The sequence below is a fragment of the Mucilaginibacter sp. genome (genome assembly GCF_965201005.1).
Lineage (GTDB): Bacteria > Bacteroidota > Bacteroidia > Sphingobacteriales > Sphingobacteriaceae > Mucilaginibacter_A.
In genome coordinates this window covers 2,535,001-2,553,974 of the sequence record NZ_OZ241747.1, presented here as the reverse complement: position 1 = coordinate 2,553,974, position 18,974 = coordinate 2,535,001, and the positions used below count along the sequence as shown (strand labels likewise).

20 protein-coding genes are annotated in these 18,974 nt (G+C 41.2%); 7 read left to right on the top strand and 13 right to left on the bottom strand.

Going from position 1 to position 18,974, the window contains the following annotated elements; all coding sequences use genetic code 11:
- Together ACOFKR_RS11770 and ACOFKR_RS11765 are read left to right on the top strand one after the other, a co-directional pair.
- Complete coding sequence (locus ACOFKR_RS11770) at positions 1–2,325, top strand: FdhF/YdeP family oxidoreductase (RefSeq protein WP_419800998.1); 2,325 nt, start codon at positions 1–3, stop codon at positions 2,323–2,325.
- An 81-nt stretch (positions 2,326–2,406) separates the two neighbouring features.
- Positions 2,407–2,940 carry a DUF4251 domain-containing protein gene (locus ACOFKR_RS11765; RefSeq protein WP_419800997.1) on the top strand — a complete coding sequence of 178 codons (534 nt, stop codon included), beginning with the start codon at positions 2,407–2,409 and terminating at the stop codon, positions 2,938–2,940.
- A gap of 29 nt (positions 2,941–2,969) precedes the next feature.
- On the opposite strand, the gene ACOFKR_RS11760 is transcribed toward ACOFKR_RS11765, so the two are convergent.
- Both ACOFKR_RS11760 and ACOFKR_RS11755 read right to left on the bottom strand, forming a co-directional pair.
- Positions 2,970–3,422: a hypothetical protein gene (locus ACOFKR_RS11760; RefSeq protein ID WP_419800996.1), complete on the bottom strand. Its 453-nt coding sequence runs from the start codon at positions 3,420–3,422 to the stop codon at positions 2,970–2,972.
- 17 nt (positions 3,423–3,439) lie between these two features.
- Positions 3,440–3,568 carry a hypothetical protein gene (locus ACOFKR_RS11755; RefSeq protein WP_419800995.1) on the bottom strand — a complete coding sequence of 43 codons (129 nt, stop codon included), beginning with the start codon at positions 3,566–3,568 and terminating at the stop codon, positions 3,440–3,442.
- A 204-nt stretch (positions 3,569–3,772) separates the two neighbouring features.
- On the opposite strand from ACOFKR_RS11755, the gene ACOFKR_RS11750 reads away from it, so the two are divergent.
- Entirely contained in the window at positions 3,773–4,066 is a 294-nt protein-coding gene (locus ACOFKR_RS11750; RefSeq protein ID WP_419800994.1) for a hypothetical protein, read from the top strand.
- Positions 4,067–4,093: 27 nt separating this feature from the next.
- Here ACOFKR_RS11750 and ACOFKR_RS11745 read toward each other — a convergent pair whose 3' ends face one another.
- From ACOFKR_RS11745 to accD, 3 genes are all read right to left on the bottom strand, one after another.
- Positions 4,094–4,684 carry an arylesterase gene (locus ACOFKR_RS11745; protein WP_419800993.1) on the bottom strand — a complete coding sequence of 197 codons (591 nt, stop codon included), beginning with the start codon at positions 4,682–4,684 and terminating at the stop codon, positions 4,094–4,096.
- Positions 4,685–4,926: 242 nt separating this feature from the next.
- Complete coding sequence (locus ACOFKR_RS11740) at positions 4,927–5,184, bottom strand: DUF3072 domain-containing protein (protein ID WP_419800992.1); 258 nt, start codon at positions 5,182–5,184, stop codon at positions 4,927–4,929.
- A gap of 79 nt (positions 5,185–5,263) precedes the next feature.
- Complete coding sequence (gene accD / locus ACOFKR_RS11735) at positions 5,264–6,109, bottom strand: acetyl-CoA carboxylase, carboxyltransferase subunit beta (RefSeq protein ID WP_419800991.1); 846 nt, start codon at positions 6,107–6,109, stop codon at positions 5,264–5,266.
- A 178-nt stretch (positions 6,110–6,287) separates the two neighbouring features.
- Here accD and fbaA point away from each other — a divergent pair, with 178 nt between their 5' ends.
- The 3 genes from fbaA to ACOFKR_RS11720 all read left to right on the top strand — a co-directional run bounded on the left by fbaA (position 6,288) and on the right by ACOFKR_RS11720 (position 8,347).
- A complete protein-coding gene (fbaA, locus tag ACOFKR_RS11730) occupies positions 6,288–7,367 on the top strand; it encodes a class II fructose-bisphosphate aldolase (RefSeq protein ID WP_419800990.1) in 1,080 nt (359 codons plus the stop codon).
- Positions 7,368–7,440: 73 nt separating this feature from the next.
- Complete coding sequence (locus ACOFKR_RS11725; protein ID WP_419800989.1) at positions 7,441–7,929, top strand: low affinity iron permease family protein; 489 nt, start codon at positions 7,441–7,443, stop codon at positions 7,927–7,929.
- Positions 7,904–8,347, top strand: a complete 444-nt coding sequence (locus ACOFKR_RS11720; RefSeq protein WP_419800988.1) for a GNAT family N-acetyltransferase — start codon at positions 7,904–7,906, stop codon at positions 8,345–8,347. Before ACOFKR_RS11725 ends, ACOFKR_RS11720 begins: the two co-directional genes overlap by 26 nt.
- 111 nt (positions 8,348–8,458) lie before the next feature.
- On the opposite strand, the gene ACOFKR_RS11715 is transcribed toward ACOFKR_RS11720, so the two are convergent.
- From ACOFKR_RS11715 to ACOFKR_RS11690, 6 genes are all read right to left on the bottom strand, one after another.
- Positions 8,459–9,766 (bottom strand): NAD(P)/FAD-dependent oxidoreductase, encoded by a 1,308-nt coding sequence (locus ACOFKR_RS11715; protein ID WP_419800987.1) that lies wholly within the window; start codon positions 9,764–9,766, stop codon positions 8,459–8,461.
- A 98-nt stretch (positions 9,767–9,864) separates the two neighbouring features.
- On the bottom strand, positions 9,865–12,867 hold the full coding sequence (secDF, locus tag ACOFKR_RS11710; RefSeq protein ID WP_419800986.1) for a protein translocase subunit SecDF: 3,003 nt from the start codon (positions 12,865–12,867) through the stop codon (positions 9,865–9,867).
- A gap of 111 nt (positions 12,868–12,978) precedes the next feature.
- Positions 12,979–13,461: a dihydrofolate reductase gene (locus tag ACOFKR_RS11705; RefSeq protein ID WP_419800985.1), complete on the bottom strand. Its 483-nt coding sequence runs from the start codon at positions 13,459–13,461 to the stop codon at positions 12,979–12,981.
- A complete protein-coding gene (locus ACOFKR_RS11700) occupies positions 13,458–15,344 on the bottom strand; it encodes a M1 family metallopeptidase (RefSeq protein ID WP_419800984.1) in 1,887 nt (628 codons plus the stop codon). The genes ACOFKR_RS11705 and ACOFKR_RS11700 overlap by 4 nt, the downstream gene beginning before the upstream one ends.
- A 52-nt stretch (positions 15,345–15,396) precedes the next feature.
- Positions 15,397–16,023, bottom strand: coding sequence for a CatB-related O-acetyltransferase (locus ACOFKR_RS11695; protein ID WP_419800983.1), 627 nt, complete (start codon positions 16,021–16,023; stop codon positions 15,397–15,399).
- 12 nt (positions 16,024–16,035) lie between these two features.
- On the bottom strand, positions 16,036–16,830 hold the full coding sequence (locus ACOFKR_RS11690; RefSeq protein ID WP_419800982.1) for a thymidylate synthase: 795 nt from the start codon (positions 16,828–16,830) through the stop codon (positions 16,036–16,038).
- A 98-nt stretch (positions 16,831–16,928) separates the two neighbouring features.
- On the opposite strand from ACOFKR_RS11690, the gene ispE reads away from it, so the two are divergent.
- A complete protein-coding gene (ispE, locus tag ACOFKR_RS11685; protein WP_419800981.1) occupies positions 16,929–17,732 on the top strand; it encodes a 4-(cytidine 5'-diphospho)-2-C-methyl-D-erythritol kinase in 804 nt (267 codons plus the stop codon).
- Between the two features lie 6 nt (positions 17,733–17,738).
- On the opposite strand, the gene ACOFKR_RS11680 is transcribed toward ispE, so the two are convergent.
- Both ACOFKR_RS11680 and ACOFKR_RS11675 read right to left on the bottom strand, forming a co-directional pair.
- On the bottom strand, positions 17,739–18,626 hold the full coding sequence (locus ACOFKR_RS11680; RefSeq protein WP_419800980.1) for an NAD(P)-dependent oxidoreductase: 888 nt from the start codon (positions 18,624–18,626) through the stop codon (positions 17,739–17,741).
- A 1-nt stretch (position 18,627) separates the two neighbouring features.
- The gene (locus ACOFKR_RS11675) at positions 18,628–18,900 is read right to left on the bottom strand and encodes a hypothetical protein (protein ID WP_419800979.1); all 273 of its coding nucleotides are present in this window, start codon (positions 18,898–18,900) and stop codon (positions 18,628–18,630) included.
- Between the last annotated feature and the right edge of the window lie 74 nt (positions 18,901–18,974).

Here is an 18,974-nt window from a genome sequence, read left to right as displayed (position 1 = left end):
ATGGAAAAAGAACGACAACCGGCAGCAGAAAACCCGGAAAGATTTTTAGGCTTGAAATTAGGCAAACCTGCTGATGTGGCCGCTGGTGTGCACGCCGTAGTCGTTTCTGCCGAACATGTTTTCGGGCAAATGAACGTACCTCGCGGAATGAAGGCACTTTTCGCCCTGAACCAAAAATTAGGTTATGATTGTCCGGGTTGCGCCTGGCCGGACCCGGATGATGACCGTTCTTCTATTGCAGAATATTGCGAAAACGGCGCAAAAGCCATTGCCGAAGAAGCGACTACCAAAAGTTTAAAACCGGATTTTTTTGCCCGGAATTCTGTCGAATCACTTTCGGGATTGAATGATTATGAGATCGGAAAAGCAGGCCGCGTGGCACAGCCCATGTATTTGCCCGAAGGCGGCACACATTATGAACCGATATCCTGGGAGGATGCTTTCAAAAAAATTGCCTCACATTTAAACCGTTTACAAAGCCCGAACGAAGCTGTTTTTTATACTTCCGGCAGAACCAGTAACGAAGCGGCTTATGTTTATCAGTTGTTTTCGCGCGAATATGGAACAAACAACCTGCCGGATTGCTCAAATATGTGCCACGAATCTACCAGTTTTGCGTTAGCTCAAAACCTTGGTATCGGCAAAGGCTCTGTTCGGCTTGAAGATTTTTATGAGGCGGAAGTGATCATTATCCTCGGCCAAAATCCCGGCACCAACCATCCGCGGATGCTTACCGCTTTGCAACGTGGAAAAGATAACGGTGCAAAAATTGTTTCAGTTAATCCGTTGCACGAGGCTGGTTTGCTCGGTTTCAGTAATCCGCAGAAATTAAAAGGGGTGATGCAGATCAATACCAAACTGACAGACATCTTTTTACAGGTAAAAATCAACGGCGACCTGGCCTTGATCAAAGCCATCGAAATACTGCTGCTGGAAGCAGAAGAAGCTCATCCGGGTGCTGTTTTTGACCATGATTTTATCCGTGAAAACACGGCCGGTTACCTTGATTTTATCTCCGGGATAAAAAAATATGAACTGGATTATTTGCTAGAGGTCTGCGGTATTTCGCTGGAGCAGGTGAAAGAAGTTGTTGAACTTTTAAAGCATAAAAACAAGATTATTGTTTGCTGGGCAATGGGCATCACGCAGCATAAAAATGCAGTTGATACCATTTTTGAACTGGTAAACCTGTTGTTGCTGAAAGGCAGCATTGGCAAACCCGGTGCCGGCACTTGCCCAACGCGTGGCCATAGCAATGTGCAGGGCGACCGTACGATGGGGATTTTTGATAAACCGCATGAAAACCTGCTGGATCAGATTAAAAAGGTTCACGGTTTTGAGCCGCCGCGTGAGCATGGTTTTGATGTTGTAAAATCCATCCATGCCATGAACGAAGGCAAAGCAAAGGTGTTTTTTGGTTTGGGCGGAAACTTTTTATCGGCCACACCCGACACTACTTACACTGCCCAAGGTTTACGCCAGTGCGATCTAACTGTACACGTTTCCACTAAATTAAACCGCAGCCATTTGGTACATGGAAAAGAAGCGTTGATTTTGCCATGTCTGGGCCGTACAGATTTGGACGTGCACGACGGGATTACGCAATTCGTGTCATGCGAAAATTCAATGGGCGTGGTGCAAATGTCAAAAGGCGTTTTAAAACCGATTTCTAAAGATTTGCTGAGCGAGCCGGTGATTATTTGTCGTTTGGCAAAAGCTACGCTGGACGATCGCTCTAAAGTAAATTGGGGCCAATATGAGAAAAATTACGACGCCATCCGCGATGATGTAGAACGTGTGATCAATGGTTTTGAAGATTATAACGAAAAAGTACGCTTAAAAGGAGGCTTTTACCTGCCAAACGGAAGCCGTACGCGCGAGTGGGACACCTTGAACAGTAAAGCCAATTTTACGCCAACAGAACTGGTTACAGAATCGCTTGATGATGACGAACTACTGATGATGACCATCCGCAGTCACGATCAGTTCAACACCACGCTTTATGGTTTGGATGATCGTTACCGTGGTATTTACAACGAGCGCAGGGTAATTTTTATGAACCCGGCCGATATTTTGCGTTTGGGCTTTGAAATTGGCGAAGTGGTGGATTTGTACAATAATTATGATGATAAAGAGCGTGAAGCAAGAGGTTTTATCATCGTTTCGTATGATATCCCGAAGCGTTGTGCGGCCACTTATTATCCCGAAACCAATGTTTTGGTGCCGATAAATTGTGTTGCTGATAAAAGTAATCAGCCAACATCAAAATCGGTGCGCTTAAAACTCCGGAAGAGCGCGTTGTTCAATGCGCCTTTTCCTTCCTGAATTTTATTCAATTTTAGGTTGATAAAAACAGTATGATGCTTTTTTTATCGACCTAATTTACACTTATTTTAAATTTATTTTATGTTGAAAACAACAAGCAAAAGCTCAAAAATTTTATTGTTGACATTTAGTTTCCTGCTTTGCCTGCATCCTGTCTGGGCACAAAATACACGTGCAAAAAAGAAGCAGGCCAAAATTGAAGCCGTAAAAAAAATGGTCAACAACCGTAATTATGTATTTATAGCTCAGTTTGCCAATCCGCTTGGCTGGAAAACCATCAACCTCAATTATGATTACAATGTGGTAATTTCAAAGGATTCTATAGATTCTTATCTTCCTTATTTCGGCCGGGCTTATGTAGCTCCGTACAACCCGACTGACCCATCAGAAACCGGGATTCAGTTTAAATCAAAAAAATTTGATTATCAGCAGTCTGCGGCCAGAAAAGGCATTTGGGAAATTACCATTATCCCGCATGATGTGAAAGAAACCCGAAAATTTATCCTGGATATTTCTAACGAAGGTTATGCCAATTTAAGCGTGACCAGCAACAACCGCCAGACTATTTCTTTTACCGGTTACATCACAGAAAATCTGCCAAAAACAAAAAAATAACCTGTAAAAGAAGCATTGCTTAGTTCAGCTCAGTTTTCTAATTGTATGGTATAAAGTTTCTCGGTATTGTCGGCAGGCATTTTAATACTCAGGTTTGAAATGCCTGCTTCTTTTATACGGTAAATTTTGCTGTTTTTGCTATTGTGCGATGCATAAGTTTGCAAACTTTTTTGGATCATTTCTACCTGGTCAACGCTGGTAGTGGATAACGTAACTGTAGTGCGTTTCCCTTTTGTGCTGATAAAAACATCGTTGTATTCTTCATCAGCGATCAGGCCGGAAAAAACAATTTGCCCATTAAAAGAACTTTGCAACCGGTAATCTTTTTGTTGTAAAAAAGAGGCCGCGGTGGTTGGGTTTTGAATAATGTACTGCAAATCCTGATATGTTAACAAAGGTTTTTGCGCCAAACAGCAAAGCGTTGCAAATACCAGTGTGCAACTCAAAATTACTTTTTTGAAGTTTAAATTGAAGTAATTCATGTTCAAAGCTAAACTGTCTATATAGATTTTTGAAGGTTGCTATGAGAAATCAAATGATTGAAAATCATGTTCAACGCATTCATTTCCTCCTCAATATCAACTTCTAACGAAATAATATCTTCAATATTGGCCGCATTAGCTTTCATTTCCAACAATTGTAAGTTCTTGATTTTTAATCCGGCTTTCAGATTACAGTAGATCTTATAATTTTCCATGCAAATAGTTACGTACAAATGAGAATCGTGGATTTGGTTTTTTACGTACGTATTGTATAAAGTGTTTGTAAGTTAATTGACCTTTTATGCAATCACAAAATTTTACGCACAGTAAATATCATTAATTAATCAGTAATGGGTGAGGTTTTTTTAGAAATTGATGCCAGCAAGCTCATACTGGCCAATCTAAAAGAACATGAACTGCCGCTACCGGTATTTATTGCAGAAGACAATAATAATATATTTTTTTTGACCGAAGAGGAGTACTGCGATTATTTAAAAGAAATTGAAAAAATCAGTACCAAAGTGTTGGCCGAATACTGGTTGATCAAAACGCCAAAACTCATTGAAAAAAACCGTTTTATTGTTAAAGTACTTACCGTTTTGCAGTCTGCACGGGCCAACAAACTCCTTAATAATTTTGATTAATTTTTTAGTGATAAAAACAGCATTATCTTAAAGTATGGTTTTTAAAATCGGCCATAAATTGCCGGCGATAATTTCGTAACCTTTTGCGTTCGGGTGCACGCCATCTGCCAAATTTAGCAAACGGTTTCCGGCAACACCATGCAGCAGGAAAGGCATAAAAAGCATTGTGTTTTTTTCTGCCAGATGCCTGAAAATCATCCGGAACTCTGTTAAGGTATGTCCGGTAAAAAAAGACGGAAGCTCCATGCCCAGCAGCATCAGTTTTACATCCGGATGCTTAATCTTCACAAAATCGATAATAAATTGTAAGTTACTGATCGTTTCTGTTGGTGTAATGCCGCGTAAAATATCATTGATGCCTAATTCAAGCACAAATACATCTACAGATTGCTCTTGTAAATTTACAATCCGGGCTTTACCACCGGCAGAAGTTTCTCCGCTTAAACCAGCGTTGACAACTTTGTAAGCCAAATTTTGAGAATTTATCTTTTCCTGGATCAAAGCCGGAAAATCCTGATTTTGTGCCATACCAAAACCAGCCGTCAAACTATCGCCAAAAAACAAAATGGTTTTTGCAGATGTGTTTTCAAATTGATCTGCAGAAGTGAGGTTTGACATTTTAAAAAATTGACGATATTTTCTGAGCCTGTTTGAATTTTATTTGAAGGATATGATGCTTCTTTTATGCCGGTAAATTCAGGATCAGTAATTTGTACTGAAGGGAAATCTATATAAAACCACCAAATTTTAGGTGATAAAAGAAGCATATCAAAATTGAAACAAATCAAACAAGCAATAGGGTTCAAAATAAAAAAGTGCCCCTAAAAGAAGCACTTTTTTTACAAATATAAAGTAATAAATCAATCTTCTAAACCTCTGCCGGTTTTATGCTGCAGTTCATCAATTTTTTTCGATGCTTCTGCTTTGTTTAAACTTTCGTCAACTTCTTCACCGGCCTGGTCAGACAGGGTTTTCAGGTAAGAATGTTGTGCACCTGTCATCGGTTCTTCACCTGTTGTCCAGGTATCCGGGTCTTTAATTGTATTGGTGTTGTCTGTTGTTTGATTTTGGTTGCCGGTATTTTTCTGTTCCGAAGGATTTTGTTCTGGCTTGCTCATTTCTTGTTGTTTTAATTAATGATTGTTCAACTCAAATCAACAAAAAATGTTTTGAATCATGCCAAAAAAACTAATAAAATTAGTTATTCATCATTTTTACAAAGTTGCCCAACTGCTCTTTCATTCTTCGGCGGTCCACAATAAAATCCAAAAAACCGTGCTCTAAAACAAATTCTGCGGTTTGAAATCCTTTTGGCAGGTCTTTTTTAATCGTTTCCTTGATTACGCGCGGCCCGGCAAAACCAATCAAAGCACCCGGTTCTGATACGTTGATATCGCCCAGCATGGCGTATGAAGCGGTAACACCGCCGGTTGTAGGATCCGTCAGCAAAGAGATATATGGCAGCTTTGCCTGGGCCAGCAAGGCCAGTTTTGCAGAGGTTTTGGCCATCTGCATCAACGAGAAAGCTGCCTCCATCATCCGTGCACCGCCAGATTTGGATATCATTAAAAACGGCACTTTATGTTCCAGGCAATAGTTGATGCTTTGTGCGATTTTCTCGCCGACAACAGAACCCATCGATCCGCCGATGAAAGCAAAATCCATACAGGCAATCACAATATCCTGATCATTTATTTTTCCGTATGCGGCACGGATAGCATCTTTTAAACCGGTTTTGGCTTTACTTTCGGCCAGGCGGTCAACATATTTTTTGGTATCGGCAAAGTTGAGCGGATCGCCGGAAATCAAATCCGGAAAAAGCTCTGTAAATTCGTTATCATCAAACAAAATGCTGAAATATTCTTTAGAACCGATGCGCAGATGATAGTTGCAGTAATGACAAACGTATTGGTTTTCAACCTGTTCTTTATAGTGAAGCGGCTTTTTGCAGTTCGGGCATTTAAGCCAAATACCATCCGGGGCTTCTTTTTTTTCTTCGGTAGTAGTGATTATCCCTTTTTCTTCTCTTTTAAACCAAGCCATCGATGCTGTTTTTATCGTGCAAATTAACGAAAAAATTATCCATCATTGTTTTTGCGCGTAAAAACATCTGCTCATAACACCCCGGTCCAATGCTGTTTTTATAGCTTAAAAATAGGCAGGTACATTGCCATAAGATCAATTTTCCTTAACTTCGGTACTTAAAAAGAACATTTTAACTATGGACCTTAAAAATTATAAAGGCGTACTGCATGGCGATCAGGTACAGCAATTGTTTGAATTGGCTAAACAGCATCAGTTTGCCTTGCCTGCCGTGAACGTAATCAATACCAATACAATCAACTCGGTAATGGAAACTGCAAAGGCCGTTAATTCGCCGGTTATAATTCAGCTTTCCAACGGCGGTGCACAGTTTTATGCAGGTAAATCTTTAAACAACGATCAGTTACAGGCTTGCATTTTGGGTGCGGTTTCTGCCGCCAAACATGTGCATTTGCTGGCCGAGCATTATGGCGTTGCCGTAATTTTACATACCGATCATGCAGCCAAGAAGTTATTGCCCTGGATTGATGGCTTGCTTACCCACGGCGAGCAGTTTTATGCCGAGCATAACAAACCTTTGTTTTCTTCGCACATGCTGGATTTATCCGAAGAACCGATTGAGGAAAATATCGAAACTTCCGCTAAATATTTAGAGCGGATGGCAAAAATCGGCATGACTCTCGAAATAGAATTAGGCGTAACAGGCGGAGAAGAAGACGGTGTGGATAATTCTGATGTTGATAGTTCCCGCTTATATACACAACCGGAAGATGTGGCTTATTCTTATGAGCATTTAAGCAAAGTTAGTCCGCGTTTTACAGTTGCCGCTGCGTTTGGTAATGTACACGGTGTTTACAAGCCAGGGAATGTGAAATTGCAACCTATTATTTTGCACAATTCTCAGGAATATGTTAAACAACGTTTTAACCTTGCTGCGGAGAAACCTGTAAATTTTGTTTTTCACGGCGGATCGGGTTCAACTCAGGAAGAAATCCGGGAAGCAATTTCTTACGGAGCCATCAAAATGAACATTGATACAGATATGCAATGGGCTTTTTGGGAAGGTGTTTTAAAGTATTATCATGCCAACGAAGGCTTTTTACAAACGCAGATTGGCAGTCCGGGCAAAGAAGATGCGCCAAATAAAAAATATTATGATCCGCGGGTTTGGTTGCGCAAAGGCGAAGAAAACTTTGTAAAGCGTTTAACTATTGCTTTTGATGATTTGAATTGCATCAACGTAAACGAAAAATTGTAGCATAAACAAAATAAAACATAAACGCCATTGTTATTGTACAATGGCGTTTTTTGTTGACTAAAGATTTGAATATATGGCTGATAAATTAAACTTGTTTGAACGTTTTGCCAACTGGGCTACTAAAGCTACCGGTAGCGCAACGGCTTTTATTCTGGCAGTCGCAATTATTTTGATCTGGGGGATAACCGGCCCGGTTTTTAAATATTCGGATGTTTGGCAACTGGTTATCAATACCAGCACAACAATTATCACGTTTTTAATGGTTTTTTTGATCCAGAAATCGCAGAACAAAGACTCTAAAGCCATCCATTTAAAACTAAACGAGTTGATTGCCGCAAATAAATACGCCAGTAACCGAATGGTGGACATTGAAGATTTATCCGAAAAAGAACTGGACAAGTTGCACGAATTTTATGGCACGCTATCGGATTTAGCAGAAAAAAATGAAGATATTCATAAATCTCATTCTATTGATGCGGCCAGGAAAAATCATAAACGTAAATCAGTTGATTTAGAAGAAGATATTTTAAAAAAACATGAAGGCGAACATAAAAGTACATAAAACAAGTAATCAGGCCGAACTGGAGCAGGTATTTGCCATCCGCAGAAAAGTTTTTGTAGATGAGCAGAACTGTCCGCCCGAATTAGAATGGGAATTTGAAGATGAATCAACACATTTTCTGGCAAAATTTGATGACGAACCGGCAGGGGCAGCCCGCTGGCGGAAAACTGTGAATGGTTACAAACTGGAGCGTTTTGCCGTGTTGAAGAAATTCAGGGGTTTTGGCATTGGCCAGGCTTTAGTGAAAGCGGTTCTGGCAGATTTGCCGGTAGCGGCTGATTATGTTTACCTTCATGCGCAGGTACAGGCAGTTGCTTTGTATGAAAAATTTTTGTTTGAAAAGATTGGCGAAGAGTTTGAAGAAGCAGGCATTAAACATTACAAAATGGTGTTGAACACTTCGCCTGACCGTGCCTGAACAAATTTAGGGGTATAAAAACAGTATGCTTCTTTTATCACCTTAAATTTTGATTTTAACAGAAAAGCCAATTCATCATAAATTGGCTTTTCTATTAAGATGTTTTATTAATTATCCTTCCGGAACAGGATCAGCAACTTTAACCGGTTTTTTATAAAACGGATTGATAATCAATCGCGTTCCGCCATTATAACTGATGTAACTGCCCAGCCAGTTGATAAATACCACTACTTTATTACGGAAACCCATTAGCAATACCAAGTGTACAAACATCCAAGTAAGCCAGGCAAAAAAGCCCTGAAATTTAATTTTCCCTAAATCTACAACTGCTTTATTGCGGCCAATTGTGGCCATAGAACCTTGGTCGTTATATTTGAAATTAACCGTTGGTTCGTTTTTTATCAGGTGCAGAATATTCTTGGCCAGATGTTTTCCCTGCTGGATTGCTACCGGTGCCACACCCGGCAAACCCTTCGGCATGGCTTCAGAAACAGAAGAAGATACATCCCCAATGGCAAACACATTGTTTAACCCTTTTACCCTGTTGATTTCATCTGTGGTAAGCCGGTCTCCTTTGGCAAATTGCTCTTTAGAAAACCCTTCAGGTACAATGCCTTTTACACCGGCAGACCAGATTACGTTTTTGGTTTTGATTTTCCGTCCGCCTTCAAAAGAAATAACTTCACCATCGTATTTTTCTACTTTTACGCCGGTAAGCACTTCTACCCCCATGTTTTCTAAAAACTCCTGCGCTTTTTTGGAAGCCTGTTCAGACATGCTGGACAGCACTTTCGGCAAAAAATCCACCAGATAAACTTTCATTTCTGATTTTTGCAACTCGGGATAATCTTTGTGCAAAACAAAATTGCGAAGTTCTGCTATCGAACCGGATAATTCTACACCAGTAGGCCCGGCCCCAACCAAAACGAAAGTTAGGTACGGTTCGCGTTCTTCTTGGGTAGGCATTAATAAAGCCGTTTCCAAATTTTGCAGAATGGCACTGCGGAGGTTTAAAGCTTCCGGAATACTTTTCATCGGAAGTGCATGTTGTTCAATTTCTTTATCCCCAAAAAAATTTGTTGTAGATCCGGTTGCCAAAACCAAATAATCGTAATCGATATCCCCGACAGTAGTTTCGATGCTGTTTTTATCGGTATTTATTTTCTTTACTTCTGCAATCCGAAAACGGAAATTTTTTCGTCCTTCATAGTTCTTTCTAACAGAAAAAGCAATCGAATCTGCTTCCAGGCTGCCGGTAGCAACCTGATACATCAAAGGTTGAAAAGTGTGATAGTTGTGTTTATCGATCAATAAAACATCAACTTCTTTGTTTTTTAAATTATTTGCCAGTTCAATCCCGCCAAAGCCTGCGCCAACAATCACGACTTTTGGAAAACTGGAGTTGTAATTTGATTCCATAAAGATTATTACAGTGTAAAAAGAATTCTGTTTTGGTTAAAAACACAAAAAGCCGTTCTGCATAAATCAGAACGGCTTTTTGTATCAGTTAATTAAATTTAGTTTAAATTTTTCTTACCGAAATCCACAATAACCGGTGTGGCCACGCAGATGGAGGAATAAGTACCGAAGCATACACCGATCAGTAAGGCAAAAGAGAACCCGCGGATTACTTCCCCACCAAAAATAAATAATACAATCAGTACAAAAATTACGGTTAAGGCTGTAATAATCGTTCGACTCAAAGTACTGTTGATGGCATCGTTAATTACTTCTTCAGGTTTATCAGTTGCAGAATGATGCAGGCCGAGGAATTCACGTATCCTGTCAAAAACCACAACCGTATCGTTGATAGAATAACCGATTACCGTTAAAATGGCCGCAATAAATGCCTGGTCAATATCTAACGAAAAAGGTAAAATCCCGTTAAATAAAGAGAAGAAACTCAATACCAGCAATGCATCGTGCGCCGTTGCAATCAAAGCCCCCAAACTAAATTGCCATTTGCGGAAACGGATAAGGATGTATAATGCGATTACCAAAATGGCAAATATAACAGAATAAACAGCACTGGTTTTAATGTCGTTTGCTACCGTTGGGCCAACCTTCTGCTGGCTCATAATCTGGCTTGGGTTGTTGACCAATTTTAAACCCTGCTTAAGTTTACTTTCGGCTTTGATATCAGCGGTAGGAGAGTTATCATCAACCAAGTAAGCTGTGGTGATGCGTAATTGTGGGTTCGTGGTGCCAAAAGTTTTAACTTCGGTGGTTAATTTATACGTTTTGTCTAAAGCTTCACGCACTTGCTGCGCATCAACAGGTTTTTCAAAACGGACAACATACGTTCTTCCGCCTTTAAAATCAACACCTAAACTAAAACCTCTGGTAATGATGGAGATCAACCCGGCAAGGATAAATAAACCGGAGAAAATGTAAAATTTAAACCTGTTTTTTACAAATGCATAATGCGCATTTTTGAATGTGTGTGAACTCCAAGGATAAGAAAACTTAATGTCCCAGCCTTTTTCCAACATCCAGTCGAAAATTAAACGGGAAATCAACAATGAACAAAACAGTGAGGTGATGATACCAATTAACAAGGTGGTTGCAAAACCCAAAATCGGGCCTGAGCCAAACACATATAATATAATACCGGTTAAAAAAGTAGTGATGTTTGAATCCAGAATAGATGGCATAGCGTGTTTAAAACCGTCGGCAACTGCAATGCGAACGGATTTTCCGTGTGACAATTCTTCACGAACACGTTCGTAAATCAACACGTTGGCATCTACCGCGACACCTAAAGTCAACACGATACCTGCAATACCCGGCAACGTTAAGACCGCGCCTAAGCTTGCCAGCACACCAAACAAGAAAAAAACGTTGATAAAAACAGCAACAACGGCAACTGTGCCGGCACGGTTATAATAAACAATCATAAATACCAGTACCACCAGTAAACCTACCACGCAGGAAATTAAACCAGCACTAATTGCTTCCTGACCTAAAGACGGACCAACAATAGCTTCTTCCACAATGCGGGCAGGGGCAGGCAAACGGCCGGCTTTTAACACATTGGCCAAATCTTTGGTATCATCAATTGTAAAGCTTCCGGAAATAGAAGAAACACCGCCGGAAATTTCGTTTTGGACAGTTGGGGCAGAATATACATTATCATCCAGCACGATGGCAATTGCTTTTTTATTGTTTGCATCTGCAGCAGCAGCAGCCGTAACCGCCCGCCATTTGGCCGCACCGTCGGTGTTCATGGTCATTTGTACTTCCGGGCTGCCTTTTTGATCGTAATCATTTCGGGCATCTGCAATTACATCTCCGGCCAAAACCGGTCCGCCTTCGGCACCGCTCAATTTAATGGCATACAATTCTATCCGCTGGATTTTATCGCCAAAACGCTGGTTGTTGTTTTCGTTTAGCGGCATGGCTTTTTCACCCCATAAAAAACGCAAATTTTGCGGTATCACAGCTTTAACATCGGCACTGGCCAGCAATTTGTTCACTTTTGCCGTGTCGCCCACAGCAGCATAACCTACAACTGGCCCCGGAACGGCCTGTATGCCACCATTTTGTGAAGCATAAACGTTTGGCCGGAGCATGTTCTGGTTCAGCAGCGGACTGTTGACCGCAGGATTATTGTTTTGCAAAGATTTTGAACTGGTGTCTGCAAGTTTGCTTTTGGCAACTTTGTTTAACAGACTGCTGTTGGCTGAGGTATCCGTTTTTGCAGATGCTGTTTTTACCGTATCTTTTTTGGCATTGGTTGCCAGTTTTGCTTTTGCCGCAAGTATGTTGTTGATATTGGCCAGCAAATTTACAATCTCAGAATTGTCAAAAGTTTCGTAAAACTCCAGTTTGGCAGAACCCTGCAATAGTTTACGGACACGGTCTGTATTGGCTTCTGAAATACCCGGCAACTCAATCAGGATACGGTTTGAACCGCTTTGTAACTGAATATTTGGGGCCGTTACGCCAAATTTATCAATACGGTTACGCAAAATGTTAAAAGAACGGTCAACCGCGCTTTTGGATTCATCCTGCAAATAACGTTTTACATCATTGTTGGAAGCATCAAATTTAATGCGGCTCTGGCTTTCTTTGGTAGAAAAGATGGGTGCCAGCTTTCCGTTCGGGTTGATTTTTTCAAAAGCATTTACAAAAAGCGTGATGTAATCTGTCTGGCTGTTTTTAGATTCTGTTTCTGCTGCGGATAAAGCCTGGTTAAAAGCCGGATCAGTGCTGTTGTCTGATAATGATTTTACCAGTTCGGCCAGCGAAATCTGCATCGTAACGTTCATTCCGCCCTTCAAATCCAAACCTAAAGCCAACTCTTTGTCTTTGCAGTATTGATAAGTGTGGTTAAAAAGGGGATAAACCGGTTGCGTGGCGATAGAATCAAGATAAGACCTTTCCTTAGCGGGATTGCCTTTGGCATAATTTCTGGCATTATTTTCTACATGTTGCGCCACCCACGTAAAGGATAGCTGATAGAGGCAAACAATAGCCAGAACAATGGCGAAGAATTTAATTACTCCTTTACTTTGCATGTGCTGTTAAATGTATAGTATTTTGTTGTTTAAGGGGTTTTTTACAAGACGGCAAAGCTAACAAAAAAACACAATTTTGGTTTTTTTAGTTGATAAAAGAAGCATTGGCCATTAGCAGCGGTTTAGGGTGATGAACGAATAAGCATAAGCATTTTTTTCGTCCGGCCCGAAATCTTCCCGCTTAATTTCCTGCCATTGTTTTGGGTTGATTTCCGGAAAAAACGTATCACCGTCAAAATCCTGATGAACGCGGGTCAGCTCGATCTGATTTGCTAACGGTAAAGCTTCACGGTAAATTTCTGCCCCGCCAATGATATAAACCTTTTCCTGCCCGGCACAAAGTTTAAAACCTGCTTCCACCGAAGCCACAACCTCGCAACCTTCAATTTTTTTCACCGTTCTGCTGATTACGATATTGCGGCGGTTGGGCAGCGGTTTCCCGATGGAATCGTACGTTTTTCTGCCCATAAAAACAGCATGGCCGGTTGTGAGCAGTTTAAAATGTTTCATATCTGCCGGCAAATGCCAAATCAGCTGGTTGTTTTTTCCGATGACATTGTTGGATGAAACAGCCGCAATTAAGCTAATCGTCATTTGGCCGGAACGGTAAACGTGTTGTTGCTTACATCGGCATCCATCCAAATCCCTCCGTCCAATGTAACCGAAGCAATTTTTTTAGTGGATAAAAGAAGCACGCTGGTTTGTTTCTGGTTTTTTTCCCAGACAGCCGGTGTTTGATGGAAGGTTTGCGTGCTGCCGTCGTTATAAGTTATTACAACATCAAACGGAACGGCAAAACCGCCAATGTTATCAACTACCAGATTATAACCTTTTCTGGTTTGATCCAGTTTTTGAACAGAAAGATCAATATAATTGGTAGAGAAAAACCAGTTGTTCCAAAACCAGTCCAGGTTTTTACCCGAAGCATTGCTCATCGAATAAAAGAAATCCCAGGGAATGGGGTGCTTACCATGCCAGCGGTCCATAAATGCATGCAGGCTCTTTTTAAACAGATCATCGCCCAGCATATCTTTCAAAGCCAGATAAGCCAAAGATGGTTTTCCGTATTCGTTATCGCCCAAAATCCGGCCGGACTGCAGTTCGCCACGCATGACGATCGGTTGTTGTATTGTTTTGATGTTCGGATTTTTGATCCAGCGGTTCACCCGGAATTGTTTGTAATTCTCGGTAGCTTTTTCTTTCCCTAAATCAACCTGGCCAATTAAATACTCAAAAGTAGTTGCCCAGCCTTCATCCATAAAACCATAGGTAGATTCGTTGATGCCCATATAAAACGGAAACCAGGTATGCGCAATTTCATGCTCGGCCACAAACTGGGAAAACGCCGGGTCTTGATTGGTATCGTCGTTCACCATCATCGGGTATTCCATATCGGCATAACCCTGCACTATTGTGGTTTTCGGGAAAGGATAAGGCACGCCCGGCCAGTTTGCAGAAAACCAGCTGAGCGCATGTTTGCCAAACTTTACCATCTGGTGAAAATCCCGCGCGGTGTCATTGTAAGCAGACTGCACACTGGCGCGGCGTTTGGTTTTCTCGTCCACAATGGTGCTGCCGGCATCCCAGGCAAAATGATTGCTCAAAGCCAGGGTAACGTCGGTAATATCGTTGGCAAAAAATTTCCAGGTGTTGGTTGGGTTTTGGGCCGTTACCTGCTTGCTCAGCATTTCTGTTTTTGTGGCGATGTTGAAGATTTCGTCAGAAGACATGGATTCGTTCAAACGCTTTGCATAAGCAGGCTGTAGCACTGCCGCCGGGTTTTGAAGCGTTCCGGTAGCCCAAACCACAAAGTTTTTTGGTGCCGTTACCTGGAAAACATAATTGTTAAAATCGTTGTAAAACTCGCGTCCGCCGGTAAAATCCAATCTGTCCCAGCCGTTGTAATCATCATAAACCGAAACCCGCGGATAATAATACGCCAGGAAAAAAGTGGTGCTGTCAATTATGCCTTCGCGGCCTTTTTGGGGCGAAATAAAATAATGCCAGTCAACCGAAAGTTTGATAGAATCATGCGGAAGCAAAGGTTTATCTAAATCCACGTTTTGCCACGTAAAATGGCCCGGGTTATCAGGCAAGGCTTTAATTTTTCCGTTAACCACAAATTTATCAATCACCGTTCCGTTGCTTAACGTGTCCAGCTTGCTGTTTGGGTTTCGGGTTGCACGTTTGTGGGAGTTTTGGATGATGCGCATCACCAATTGCTTCAGCGTGTCCGGACTGTTGTTGAAATAAGTAATTTCCTCCGTCCCGCGGATCAGCCGGTCTGGCGGCAATGCCGTTACCGAAATTTTATAATTGCCATGGTTTTGCCAATAATTTTTGCCCGGTTTGCCGTTTAGCAAATGCGTGCCTTTTTGATAAGCTTTGGCAATATCGTCCGGCATAGATAATTTTTGCGCTTTACTTTCTAAAAAAAAGGTGGTAAAAACAGTAATTAAAATTAGCTTTTTAAACATGATGCTTCTTTTATAGGGTAAAATTTGGGGTAATAGGCAAATCCTGGACAATTTAAATTAAAATATCCAATTGATTACCTGTTAAGTTGGCAACGTTAGCAGTTATTTTTTCGACATCCCAATTCCACCATTTTATTTCGAGTAGTTTCTTGATTTTGGCCTCATCAAATCTTTTCCGAATCAATCTTGCCGGATTACCGCCCACAATACTGTATGGTTCCACATCTTTGGTTACTACAGATCTTGATCCGATAATTGCACCGTCGCCAACGCAAACGCCAGACATAATGGTGGCTTTATAACCAATCCAAACATCATTTCCAATTACTATATTTCCTCTTGTCGGATAACTTTTGCCATCCATTGCATTGTCCCAGCCTTTACCAAAAATGGCAAAAGGATACGCGCTGATGGCTTTGCTGAGATGGTTGGCACCGTTCATAATAAATTCTGCACCTGAAGCAATCATACAAAATTTACCGATAATGAGTTGGTCGCCCGTAAAATCAAAATGGTATTTCACGTTTTTTAAAAAGTTTTCTGGGTTTTCAAAATCATCATAATAGGTGTAATCGCCCACAATAATGTTTGTGTTTTTAATGATATTTTTCAGGAAGACCATGTTTTTATATGGTTCCAGCGGGAAAACGGTTTTTGGATCAGGACCGAAATTCTTCATCGCAAAATTTATTTAAACTGCCACCTGTCCTTTAATATGCGGCCAGGCTTCGTAATTTTCCAAGGTAAAATCTTCAAACTTAAAGCTGAAAATATCTTTTACGTTTGGGTTGATTTTCATTTTCGGCAATGTTTTCGGCTCGCGGGTCAACTGTAAATGAGCTTGTTCCAAATGGTTATTATAGATGTGCGCATCGCCCAAAGTATGGATAAAATCGCCGGGTTCGAGGTTGCAAACCTGCGCCAGCATCAGCGTGAGCAAAGCGTAAGAAGCAATATTAAACGGCACGCCCAGAAAAATATCGGCACTGCGCTGGTACAACTGGCAGGACAATTTTCCATCGGCCACATAAAACTGAAAAAAACAATGGCAAGGCGGCAGAGCCATTTTATTTACGTCGGCCACGTTCCAGGCCGAAACAATGATGCGGCGCGAATCGGGATTGTTTTTTAACTGATCCACAATTTGTTTGATCTGATCAATATGGCCACCGTCCGGCGTTGGCCAGCTGCGCCACTGGTAACCGTAAACCGGACCAAGGTTTCCTTCGGCATCCGCCCATTCGTCCCAAATTTTTACGCCATTTTCTTTCAGATATTTGATGTTGGTATCGCCGCTCAAAAACCACAGCAATTCGTGAATGATGGATTTTAGATGCAGTTTTTTGGTAGTGACCACCGGGAAACCTTCCTGCAAATTATACCGCATCTGGTAGCCAAAAACGCTGATGGTGCCGGTGCCGGTGCGGTCATGTTTCTGGTTGCCGGTTTCCAAAACGTGGCGCATCAAATCCTGGTATTGTTTCATGTTGATTTTTGGTCGATAAAAGAAGCATCGCCTTTCTGCAAAGAAAAATAATCTATTTTTGGAATCCTACAAATGTGGAAATTAAGCTGAAATAACTGATGATCGTTTTCCCGAATGCCAAAATCAATATCGGTTTAAATGTGGTTTCTAAACGTGCCGACGGTTATCATAACCTGGAAACCGCTTTTTGTCCAATCAAAATCAATGATGCGCTTGAAGTGGTTTTAGGTGAGGCAACGCAGTTCACTTCTTCCGGGATTTTCATCCCAGGCAACCCGGAAAACAACTTGTGTTTAAAAGCTTACGAATTGATTAAAAGGGACTTAGATTTGCCGCCGATGAAAATCCATCTGCATAAAAATATCCCGATTGGTGCAGGTTTGGGCGGCGGTTCTGCGGATTGCGGCTTTTTTATCAGGTTGATAAATGATCTCTGCAACCTTAATTTATCAGCAGAAAACATGAAGGACTATGCCCGGCAATTAGGTGCCGATTGTGCTTTTTTTATCGATAATAAACCGGTTTTTGCTTTTGATAAAGGCGATCAGTTTGAAGAATTGGAGCTTGATCTTTCTGCGTACTATTTGGTTTTGGTGATGCCGCCCGTTTATGTTTCCACAGCGGAAGCTTATGCAAGTGTACAACCTAAACCTGCAGCATTTGATTTGAAATCAGTTTTAAAATCACCGGTTGAAGAATGGAAAACAAAAGTTAAAAATGATTTTGAAGTTTCCATTTTCCGACATCATCCCCAAATTTTATGGGTAAAAGAAGCATTGTACCAAAACGGCGCGTTGTATGCCGCCATGAGTGGGAGCGGGGCTTCCGTGTTTGGTATTTTCAACCAAAAACCTGATTTGCAAGAACTTGAGCAGGCAAACCGGGTTTTTTATAATGTTTGATTTAGGTTAGATACCCGCATCATCGGTTACGCCGCGGCCGAAACCTTCCGCCCAGTCGCAGTCTCCCCAACCTTTTGCAACAGCCGTAAGCAATCGGTTGTGTACGGCGGCGGCAAGCGGCATCGGCATTTCGCTTTTTTGTGATAAAGCCATTGCCAGACGGGCATCTTTATAACCTAATTTCGCTTTAAAACCAACCTGCTCATAGCTTTTTTCAGCAATCAGTTTACCATAATTTTGATAAATAGGTGCGTTAAACAGCGTTGAGCCAAAAAAATCAGCCATTTGCTGCGGATCGATACCGTTTTTCTCGCCCAACGTAAACGCTTCGGCCATCATTTCCATCGAAGCCATAATCATAAAATTACCGGCAATTTTAACTACATTGGCTTTTCCGGCTTCTTCGCCAAAATCAAAAATCCCCTGGCTCATGGCTTCTAAAATCGGTTTGGATGCTTCTTTTACCGATGTTTTTCCGGAAACGCAAACAAATAGCTTTTGCGCCGCGGCAGCTTCCGGCCGGCCAAAAACCGGAGCGGTCAGATAGTGCGAGCTATTTTGCCGGTGCAATTCATCTAACCTAATGGAAGTTTCAGGCGAAACCGTACTCATCGAAATATGTACCGCATCTTTTTTGATGGATTTTATCAAGCCATTTTCTCCCAAAACAGCCTCTTCTAAAACAGCATCTTCAGAAAGCATGGAAATTACAAATTGTACATTAGCAGCAGCCTCGGCCGGTGTTTGGCAAACGATGATTTTGGTTTGATCCAATTCTTCCGCTTTAACAGCCCTGCGGTTATAAACCTGTAAATTATATCCTGCTTTGATGAGGTTTTTGGCCATGGGCAAACCCATATTGCCTAAACCGATAAATCCAATTTTTTCTTTCATTTCAATCGCTGATGTAATCCCGGTCTTCGGGGCTTAGTGTATCGTTAGGTTTTTGATAATTATTTTGATCCTCATATTTTTCAGCACGTGATGGCCTGCTTGCCAGGATCAAACCTATAATGATGCCTAAAAAAAGTGTGCCGGTTAAGATGACTAATTTAGGCAGGTATAAATTCCAGAACAGCACTTTAAAATTTACCTCGTCTGTATTTTGCATCAGCGTGATCGTGATCAAAACAGTTAGTGATATGATTAAAAGCGTTTTGGTTTTCATAATTATTTGAAGAACATTTTTGGTGATCTTAATGTTTTTGAATCACTAATAGCCATGTGCAAAATTTAATTTAA

What these genes read in the sequence shown, in the direction of transcription:
- accD (WP_419800991.1), bottom strand. Translation starts at nt 6,109, where the DNA reads ATGGCTTGGTTTAAAAGAGAAGAAAAAGGGATAATCACTACTACCGAA.
- ACOFKR_RS11675 (WP_419800979.1), bottom strand. Translation starts at nt 18,900, where the DNA reads ATGAAAACCAAAACGCTTTTAATCATATCACTAACTGTTTTGATCACG.
- ACOFKR_RS11750 (WP_419800994.1), top strand. Translation starts at nt 3,773, where the DNA reads ATGGGTGAGGTTTTTTTAGAAATTGATGCCAGCAAGCTCATACTGGCC.
- ACOFKR_RS11765 (WP_419800997.1), top strand. Translation starts at nt 2,407, where the DNA reads ATGTTGAAAACAACAAGCAAAAGCTCAAAAATTTTATTGTTGACATTT.
- ACOFKR_RS11700 (WP_419800984.1), bottom strand. Translation starts at nt 15,344, where the DNA reads ATGTTTAAAAAGCTAATTTTAATTACTGTTTTTACCACCTTTTTTTTA.
- ACOFKR_RS11695 (WP_419800983.1), bottom strand. Translation starts at nt 16,023, where the DNA reads ATGAAGAATTTCGGTCCTGATCCAAAAACCGTTTTCCCGCTGGAACCA.
- ACOFKR_RS11760 (WP_419800996.1), bottom strand. Translation starts at nt 3,422, where the DNA reads ATGAATTACTTCAATTTAAACTTCAAAAAAGTAATTTTGAGTTGCACA.
- ACOFKR_RS11715 (WP_419800987.1), bottom strand. Translation starts at nt 9,766, where the DNA reads ATGGAATCAAATTACAACTCCAGTTTTCCAAAAGTCGTGATTGTTGGC.
- ACOFKR_RS11770 (WP_419800998.1), top strand. Translation starts at nt 1, where the DNA reads ATGGAAAAAGAACGACAACCGGCAGCAGAAAACCCGGAAAGATTTTTA.
- ACOFKR_RS11755 (WP_419800995.1), bottom strand. Translation starts at nt 3,568, where the DNA reads ATGAAAGCTAATGCGGCCAATATTGAAGATATTATTTCGTTAGAAGTT.
- ACOFKR_RS11705 (WP_419800985.1), bottom strand. Translation starts at nt 13,461, where the DNA reads ATGACGATTAGCTTAATTGCGGCTGTTTCATCCAACAATGTCATCGGA.
- ispE (WP_419800981.1), top strand. Translation starts at nt 16,929, where the DNA reads ATGATCGTTTTCCCGAATGCCAAAATCAATATCGGTTTAAATGTGGTT.
- fbaA (WP_419800990.1), top strand. Translation starts at nt 6,288, where the DNA reads ATGGACCTTAAAAATTATAAAGGCGTACTGCATGGCGATCAGGTACAG.
- ACOFKR_RS11720 (WP_419800988.1), top strand. Translation starts at nt 7,904, where the DNA reads ATGAAGGCGAACATAAAAGTACATAAAACAAGTAATCAGGCCGAACTG.
- ACOFKR_RS11740 (WP_419800992.1), bottom strand. Translation starts at nt 5,184, where the DNA reads ATGAGCAAGCCAGAACAAAATCCTTCGGAACAGAAAAATACCGGCAAC.
- secDF (WP_419800986.1), bottom strand. Translation starts at nt 12,867, where the DNA reads ATGCAAAGTAAAGGAGTAATTAAATTCTTCGCCATTGTTCTGGCTATT.
- ACOFKR_RS11725 (WP_419800989.1), top strand. Translation starts at nt 7,441, where the DNA reads ATGGCTGATAAATTAAACTTGTTTGAACGTTTTGCCAACTGGGCTACT.
- ACOFKR_RS11690 (WP_419800982.1), bottom strand. Translation starts at nt 16,830, where the DNA reads ATGAAACAATACCAGGATTTGATGCGCCACGTTTTGGAAACCGGCAAC.
- ACOFKR_RS11680 (WP_419800980.1), bottom strand. Translation starts at nt 18,626, where the DNA reads ATGAAAGAAAAAATTGGATTTATCGGTTTAGGCAATATGGGTTTGCCC.
- ACOFKR_RS11745 (WP_419800993.1), bottom strand. Translation starts at nt 4,684, where the DNA reads ATGTCAAACCTCACTTCTGCAGATCAATTTGAAAACACATCTGCAAAA.